Source organism: Chryseobacterium sp. RR2-3-20 (assembly GCF_017808115.1).
In the GTDB taxonomy this organism is placed as follows: domain Bacteria; phylum Bacteroidota; class Bacteroidia; order Flavobacteriales; family Weeksellaceae; genus Chryseobacterium; species Chryseobacterium oryzae.
This window is the reverse complement of the sequence record NZ_JADQBD010000152.1, coordinates 1-1300: the sequence shown is the minus strand read 5'-3', so window position 1 is coordinate 1300 and position 1300 is coordinate 1. Positions and strand designations below refer to the sequence as shown.

General features: G+C 44.2%; 1 protein-coding gene. It reads left to right on the top strand.

All coding sequences use genetic code 11. The features are described 5' to 3' along the window. Window positions 1-220 precede the first annotated feature (220 nt). On the top strand, window positions 221-1225 hold the full coding sequence (locus IV513_RS15445) for a transposase (RefSeq protein ID WP_209391441.1): 1005 nt from the start codon (window positions 221-223) through the stop codon (window positions 1223-1225). Window positions 1226-1300 lie beyond the last annotated feature (75 nt).

Here is a 1300-nt window from a genome sequence, read left to right as displayed (position 1 = left end):
GGGCTTTGCCTTTACTTTGTTTTCTGTAAAAATAGTTAAATTTATTCAAAGGAGAGCAGAGGTGAACTATGGGCTTTGTTAGTTTTTAGAACTATACCTCGCATTAGTCCTCTGCCTTCTCCCTGAATCCGTTGAACGCTTCAAATAGAATGATAGACATACAGGTCTAATAAAGGCTCTAAAGAAGTTCAACATTTTGTTTTATCCTAAACCCAAAGTTATGAAAAAGTATTCATTCCACATCGGTATCGACGTCTCAAAATTAAAGCTGGACATCAACCTCCTGCACGGTCAAACTTTGAGTTCCGAACACCTGGTCATCGAGAACACTCCGAAGGCCATCAAAGCTTTTGTAAAACGCCTGATGAGGCAAGATACGGATGGCTCCCAACTTTTATTCTGCTGCGAAAACACCGGCGTTTACAGCAACCACCTGATCCATACACTTACGGAATTGGGACTGGATTTGTGGGTGGTTGACGCATTGGAAATCAAGCGTTCCAAAGGGATCTCGCGTGGCAAGAGCGACAAGGCGGACGCAAAGGATATCGCCTTCTATAGCCTGAGAAACATCGATAAATTGAAACTTGTTACTTTGACGGACCTCGACATCCAGAAACTAAAACTGTTGCATGGGGAACGGGAAAAAGCGATGAAATCCCTGCTTCTGATGGAAAGCTCGAAAGAGAGCTCCAGGTTCATTAGTAAGGAGGTCTTCAAGGAGATTTCGGCAATTAATGACTCCTTGGTAAATGCCATCAAAAGGGCAATAAAGAAGATTGAGGACAAAATAAGGACGATCATCAAATCCAATCAGGAGCTGAGCAGACAACAGACACTCATCCGTTCGGTTCCGGGTGTGGGCGAGAAAACCAGCGTGTACTTCATCATCGCGACCAAGGGATTTACGACTTTTGAAAACTGGCGGAAGTTTGCGTGTTATTCGGGCGTTGCGCCCTTCGAGTACAGTTCGGGATCGAGCATTAAGGGAAGAACGAAAGTTAACCATTTGGCGGACAAAAAGATGAAGTCGCTGCTGCAGATGTGCGCCATGAAGTCCATCACCATCGATGCGCAGATGCGTGAATACTACGACCGGAAGAAGTTGGAGGGAAAGAACGGAATGCTTGCTTTAAACAACGTGAGGTGCAAATTAATCAGCAGGGTTTTTGCGGTGGTCAAAAGAGGAACTCCTTACGTGGATACTTACGCGTTTGCCTCATGAAAAAAAATAGAATTTTTAACAGTTTTTATTTGGATTTTGTCATAGAATGCGAGGTGCGGGCTACTGCAACCGAAA

Bases quoted from the DNA above. Each gene is read 5' to 3' on its own strand.
- IV513_RS15445 (WP_209391441.1), top strand. From the start codon at position 221: ATGAAAAAGTATTCATTCCACATCGGTATCGACGTCTCAAAATTAAAG.